This window comes from uncultured Pseudoalteromonas sp. (assembly GCF_963922945.1).
Lineage (GTDB): Bacteria > Pseudomonadota > Gammaproteobacteria > Enterobacterales > Alteromonadaceae > Pseudoalteromonas.
Map to the genome: position 1 here is coordinate 1 of NZ_CAWUKC010000126.1, position 6,307 is coordinate 6,307.

Genomic DNA, 6,307 nt, shown 5'->3' on the forward strand with positions numbered 1-6,307 from the left:
GGGCGTTGCTGCTTGAGGCTAATCATTAGTAAGGTGTCTTTATGAGAATTTTAGTAACAGGCTCTGCCGGTAGAGTCGGGCGTGCAATCTATATTAAATTAATGCGCACCCATGACGTGGTTGGCATTGATAAAACGCCTTGCTCAACAGCTGATTACATTGGCGATATTCTTGATAGTGATCTGATTGACCGGGCTCTTAAAAATGTTGATGTTGTTATTCATACAGCTGCATTACACGCCCCCCATGTGGGTTTAGTACCTGATTCTGCGTTTCAGTCTATCAACGTAGACGCGACCGAGAAACTCGCTCTGGCTGGATTAAAAGCAGGTATTAAGCACTTTATTTTTACCAGCACTACTGCATTGTACGGCTATGCTTCAACACCTAAAGGTATTGCAGGTTGGATAAATGAAGACGTTACTCCTCAACCCAAGTCGATTTATCATAAAAGTAAAATTGCTGCTGAAGCTAAGCTAGAGGAAATTTCAAAGTTGTTTCAGCTTCCAGTTACTGTGCTGCAAATGTCGAGATGTTTTCCTGAACCTGCGGATTTAATGGCTGTATTTCGCCTTACTCGTGGCATAGATGCTCGTGATGTAGCAAACGCACATTTATGTTCTATGGAAAAACGCTTAAGTGGTTTTAATCGTTTTATAATCTCAGGCGCTACACCTTTTCAACTTTCTGATTGTGAAGCGCTATATACTGATGCTGCACCTGTCATCGAGCGTCAATGTCCTGACATCGCGCTGGCATTTAAACAAAGAGATTGGCAACTACCTCAAAGCTTAGACCGCGTATATGATTCATCATCTGCCTGTGACAAATTAGGGTGGTCACCTATACATGGTTTTAAAAGCGTTTTGGAAATGCTAGATACTGAAACACCAGAAGTATTGCCAATTTTGAAACGCAGCTAACAAAGCAATTAAGAGTGATTCGGCATGGGCAGCGTTTTTACTATGCATTGGCTTTAACACTAGCCAAGGCGACTTCGCCCTCAGTACACTCTTTTTTAAAAGCTTTTACTTTGCCCCTAAACCCGTTTACAAGTTTAGTTTATCGATAGCTGCCTGTACTAGCCCATATTTTGTTCACTAAGTTTCACTCTAATTAGTACTTTTAGGCTAGTGGAGTAAGTACCAGCTTGATAAGTAACTTTCAAAGAGTGTGTATAATCATATTGTTTATAATAGCGCTATTAAAATGCCCCCTGTATTAAATGTAACGTGTAACACAGGAGCTTTATAGTTTTAGGCTAACCGACTAAACACTAAAGCGTATTAAAACGAATACTGCAGCCTTAATGAAATTGCATTACCCGATGTGATAGTACCGCCTGCTTCAACGTAATCGGCTTTAATGTAGTCGGCCATAAACTTTATGTTTTTGTTTACGGTGTAGTTAACGCCAAGGGCGTAGGTTTTTGCGTCTTGGTTTTCTTGCTTGAGCTTAAGTAGGCTGTAGCGGCCTGTAAGTTCCCAGCCTGGCTCTGAGCTTGCGCCTAGTTTTGCGTTTTTATACTTGCGGTATCCGCCCGATAGTTGATAACCAAATTGTAAATAGCCGCCTTCGTAGTTATTGGTTGTTTATGAGTCAGTTTGCTCTGTGCTGCTATTGGTTGTTTGCTCAGTACCGCCACAGCCATATAAAAATGTAGTAGAGGCGATAACTGAATAAAATATAAAAGGTTTTATATTCATGTATGCATGCTTATTATTTTATTAAAGTGGGCAAGCTATAAAAATAGAAGGTGCAAACAATGTGTAAACATTCAGTAATATTCAGTATAGTGAGCTTAATTACTCACTTTAAAAGTTACTTTAACCTTATGTTTAAACAATTAATTTTACTATGCGCGTTAAGCATGCCGCTTGTAAGTAATGCCGCTACTGCGCCATTTTCGGGCGATATTACAACTGATGTACTATTAAGCGATTACGATAAGTTTAATAAACAGTACAACGCATTTACGCCAACCGAGCAAGATATAGCCTTAATGCAAAAGCTCGCAGGCAAAGAGCTAATTGTATTATTTGGCACTTGGTGCCACGACAGTGAGCGGGAAGTGCCAAAGCTGATTAAGTTACTTGATGAATCAAAGGTAAAACTTGCAAGCGTTAAATATGTGGCCGTGGGTTACAACAAGCAAGACGACGCCGGAATAGCACAGGCGCACGACTTGCAATACACGCCAACGTTTGTTGTTAAACAAAATGGTAAAGAGTTAGTACGCGTAGTTGAAAAACCAACGGGGTCATTAGCGCAAGACTTAACGCTGGGTTTGTGAATTCAGCTTGGGGGTATAAGAGCTTACGGATTTAGCTAATAGATCTATGAGAGGTCAGGATTTTACCCTTTTTGGTTTTTTTAGGAGGAAGTATGTTTTTAAAAAGTGATGTAGAAAAACTTGAGGAAAACTTTAGGTTAGCTAAGCAGGCATTACCTGATATTGATAGTTCTAGTGGCTACCCTAATTATCCTGAAGTTATTTCTGAATTTATGAATAGTTTATGCTCCCCTCCATGGTTAAAGATTGATTATGACCCAAAAGAAGTAAAAAATATCATTTCAAATATAGATAATGCTTCCCCTGATAATTTGCGCAATGTTTTAACAGATGCAAATCGTATTGAACGTTTTGGTTGTGGGCAATGGGCAGTAATTTTAGGCGGAGATTTTTTTCCTTTAGTTATAGCTCGTGCCTATGAGCTCACAAAACCCTAACAAGCTTAAGCTATAGAGGGCAAACTGTCTCACACATCACGATTTATCAACGCCCGTTTTAATGTTTATGTAAATTTACGTCGCGCGTTAAATTCACTCATTTAAACATTATTCACTAAACAGGCTTTTTTCGAATGCTTGCGCGGCATGCGAAGACGGTCTGTCTTTATAATGCAGTTGGTATAGTGGCCGAGAGAGTTGCTTGTTATTTTTTTGGCGCAGGCGCGTTAATTTACCTAGCTGGACTAAATCTTCTGTGACTACGTTTGGCAATAAAGCAACGCCCATACCTTGCGCAACAGCCCTGGCTATGGCTTCGTTGCTGCCTAGTTGCATACTGCGCTCAGCCTGTACGCCATGCTCTGCTAATAACTTTACCGACATTTCTAACGTGCCCGAGCCTGGCTCGCGTAATAACCAAAACTGCTTATTTAACCATGCTTTTAAGTTTTTAGTGGGCTTAAAGTTGCTCGGTATAACCACACTCATTAAATCGTTTTGCCAGTGCTTACTTATTATATGTGGCTCGGTGGGTGTGCCTTCAACCAGTGCCAAATCAATAGTGCACTCAAGTAAGGCATGCTCAATTTGCGCGGTATTAGCCACTTGTACTTCTACTTTTATATGTGGGTATTGGGCGCAAAATTTAGCTAAATAGGGCGGTAGCCAATAGCTGGCAATGGTGGTGCTGGTACCAATAACGAGCGTACCGCGCTTAAGCCCTGTGCGCGATTTAATATCGTCAATAGCGGCTTTTTCTATAGCAAAAATACTGCGTGCATGTTCAAAAAGCGCTTGGCCGCCTTCGCTTAAGGTGAGCTTTTTACCTTTAGATGCACGTTCAATAAGTTGAATGTTTAACTGATGCTCAAGCTCTTTTAGCGCTTTAGAAACAGCGGGCTGGCTTATAAAAAGCGCTTCGGCTGCGCCTGAAAAGCTACCCAATTTAGCTACTGTATAAAACACCCTAAGTGCATGTAAGTTCATTGTATAACCTTAAATTGCATAACTCTAAATTGTATAACCTTAAGTTATCAAATCATGATTTTAATATATTGGAGTTATATTTTGAGATTTCTTACAATTAAGTCAACACATCAACATGGTTTAAGTGAGGGAATAGTATGCTTAGCGCTATTAAAAATAGTTTTCAGCCTTTGGTTATTAATACTAAGCAATATGGCGATACGCGCTGGTGGTTAGGTATGCTGCTGGTGGTTGTGTTAGCGGGGGCATCTGTTGCATTAAGTAAGTTACCTATAATGCAAAGTGCGCAATTTAGCTCCTTAACAATTGGTATTGTGCTTGGCATTATTGTGGGTAACAGCGTGTTTTCGCGTATTGCTACGCGTACCGATGTAGGTGTTGATTACGCTAAAAGTATATTACTCAAAGCGGGCGTTATTTTATTTGGGTTTAGAGTAACCTTTACGCAAGTAGCGGGTGTAGGCTGGAGTGGCTTACTAACCGACGTTGTTATGCTTGTTGGTACGTTTATATTAGCAATTCAACTTGGCAAACGTGTATTTAAGCTTGATGAGCAAACAACTATATTAATAGGTGCAGGTAGCTCTATTTGTGGCGCCGCAGCGGTAATGGCCACCGAGCCCGTTATAAAAGCACAGGCGCATAAAGTATCGGTAGCGGTGGCAACGGTGGTGGTGTTTGGCACGTTAAGTATGTTTGCCTACCCAATTATGTTTGAATATATGGGTGTGAGTGAGCATGCGTACGGTATTTTTGTTGGCTCAACCATTCATGAAGTTGCACAAGTGGTAGCAGCAGGCACTGCGGTAAGTGCCAATGCGGCCGACACCGCCGTGATAGAAAAAATGCTACGCGTAATGATGCTTGCGCCATTTTTAGTGGGCTTATCGTTTTGGCAAAGTAAAAAGCATGTAAACATACACGCACAGGATAGTGAGCATAAATCGGGAATTACTATCCCTTGGTTTGCGGTGTTATTTATAGTGGCAAGTGGCGTGCATTCGATGTCGGTTATTCCGCAAGGTACTACAAACGCTATTGTATGGTTTGACAATATATTACTTACCATTGCCATGGTCGCACTAGGGCTGCGTACCCATGTTGGTGCTATTCGCCAAGCGGGTATAAAACCACTGTTATTAGCAGGCTGTTTATTTTTGTTTTTAACCTTAGGTGGCTTTGCCATTAATGTTGGCATTGCGCAGCTGTTTTAAATATAACCTGGTGGAGGTAGATTGGCTTAAATAGGCCAATCAACTTCGTTTAAGTGATCGAGCTGTGCATTTGCGCTTTGATCGCCCCCCCATTTTTTGGTGTAAATGGATTCAGGATCGAACTGCTGTGTTTGCTTTTCAATATTGAAGTGCCGCCCGCCACGAGGGTCAACCCCTACACCAGCTATGTATTGCCAGTTGCCCCAGTTTGCTGCTACGTCGTAATCAATTAGTTGTTGCTCAAAATAGGCTGCGCCGTATCGCCAATCAAGGCCTAACTCGTTTACTAAACAGCTTGCTGCAATTTGCCTAGCACGGTTTGATATATAACCCGTAGTGTTTAGCTCTTTCATAATGGCATTTACAAGCGGGTAAGGCGTTGTGCCGTTACACCAAGCAGCAAAGCGTGTAGGTGTAAAAGTAGTAAGCGGTTTAGTTTGTTTTTGCCCTTTAAAGCTAAACAGGCTGTTACCTGCTTTAAGTGCGTGCCATTTAAAATACTCTCGCCATAGCAATTCAAATTTAATCCAGTAAGTAGACTCGTTTGCTGTATTGCATTGCTCGTAATTTTCTACGGCTTTGTAAACTTGTTTTGCACTTATACAGCCAAAGGCAAGCCAAGTACTAAACTTGGTGGTGTTGTTAAAGCCATCAAGCTCGTTGCGAGTCGTTTTATAAGTACTTGGCATTGCGCCTGCAAAGTATTGCTTTAAATGAGCTTGCGCACTGTTAAGCCCGCCATGCATTACGCCTTTATTTGTTATACGTTCTATAGGTGTTTTTGCGCATAAAGTTATTGGCTTAGGCAGCAAGCCGTTTGGCAAAGTTGTTGGTGTAATAGGGCTATTAGCTGCCTCTACCTTTTTACGAAAAGGGGTAAAGTGTTTGGGTAATTCGCTCAAATCAAAGGGGAGCTCACTTTGCTTAAAGAGCGTGTCTTGCTGCGTTCCTGTAAATTGTGTATTGGGGCAATGTGCTTTGAGTAAGTTTATTTGGCGTTGCTCGTACAGGCCAAATTGCTCGCTGTATACCACTTCATCAATATTTTGCTCATTTATACGCGCTTTTAAAAGCGATACGGGGTCGCCCTCAAGCACATGCAGGGTTTGCCCGCGCTCAATAAGTGCTTGTTGTAGCTCGTACAAGCTTTGCATTAAAAACTGCTGTTTGTGTATGCCGTAAGGTTTTTGTTGATAGTTATTATTTTTAAACCAGTGCGGGTTAATAACAAATACAATATCAAGCGCGCATTGCTCGGATGCAAGGGCGCTAAAAATGGGGTTGTCGGATAGGCGTAAATCGTTTTGTAGCCAATATAAAATGCGTTTGCTCATACTCATGCTCTGGTTTTTGTAATCATTAAGTTTACGAAGCAA

The 6,307-nt window shown here is 41.3% G+C and carries 6 protein-coding genes and 1 pseudogene; 4 read left to right on the plus strand and 3 right to left on the minus strand.

The window, feature by feature from the left end:
* Positions 1–41: 41 nt before the first annotated feature.
* The gene (locus AABI99_RS17165) at positions 42–923 is read left to right on the plus strand and encodes an NAD(P)-dependent oxidoreductase (protein WP_338367346.1); all 882 of its coding nucleotides are present in this window, start codon (positions 42–44) and stop codon (positions 921–923) included.
* A gap of 363 nt (positions 924–1,286) precedes the next feature.
* Here the strand turns inward: AABI99_RS17165 and AABI99_RS17170 are convergent.
* Positions 1,287–1,577: pseudogene (locus AABI99_RS17170) on the minus strand (porin); the annotation flags it as partial.
* Between the two features lie 257 nt (positions 1,578–1,834).
* Between AABI99_RS17170 and AABI99_RS17175 the strand changes: the two are divergent.
* Positions 1,835–2,293, plus strand: a complete 459-nt coding sequence (locus tag AABI99_RS17175) for a thioredoxin family protein (RefSeq protein WP_338367349.1) — start codon at positions 1,835–1,837, stop codon at positions 2,291–2,293.
* A 92-nt stretch (positions 2,294–2,385) separates the two neighbouring features.
* Complete coding sequence (locus tag AABI99_RS17180) at positions 2,386–2,730, plus strand: hypothetical protein (RefSeq protein ID WP_126009495.1); 345 nt, start codon at positions 2,386–2,388, stop codon at positions 2,728–2,730.
* A 108-nt stretch (positions 2,731–2,838) separates the two neighbouring features.
* Here AABI99_RS17180 and AABI99_RS17185 read toward each other — a convergent pair whose 3' ends face one another.
* Positions 2,839–3,717 carry a LysR substrate-binding domain-containing protein gene (locus AABI99_RS17185; protein WP_338367347.1) on the minus strand — a complete coding sequence of 293 codons (879 nt, stop codon included), beginning with the start codon at positions 3,715–3,717 and terminating at the stop codon, positions 2,839–2,841.
* Between the two features lie 137 nt (positions 3,718–3,854).
* On the opposite strand from AABI99_RS17185, the gene AABI99_RS17190 reads away from it, so the two are divergent.
* Positions 3,855–4,931 (plus strand): YeiH family protein, encoded by a 1,077-nt coding sequence (locus AABI99_RS17190; protein ID WP_338367348.1) that lies wholly within the window; start codon positions 3,855–3,857, stop codon positions 4,929–4,931.
* A gap of 26 nt (positions 4,932–4,957) precedes the next feature.
* On the opposite strand, the gene AABI99_RS17195 is transcribed toward AABI99_RS17190, so the two are convergent.
* Positions 4,958–6,265 (minus strand): DASH family cryptochrome, encoded by a 1,308-nt coding sequence (locus tag AABI99_RS17195; protein WP_338367350.1) that lies wholly within the window; start codon positions 6,263–6,265, stop codon positions 4,958–4,960.
* Between the last annotated feature and the right edge of the window lie 42 nt (positions 6,266–6,307).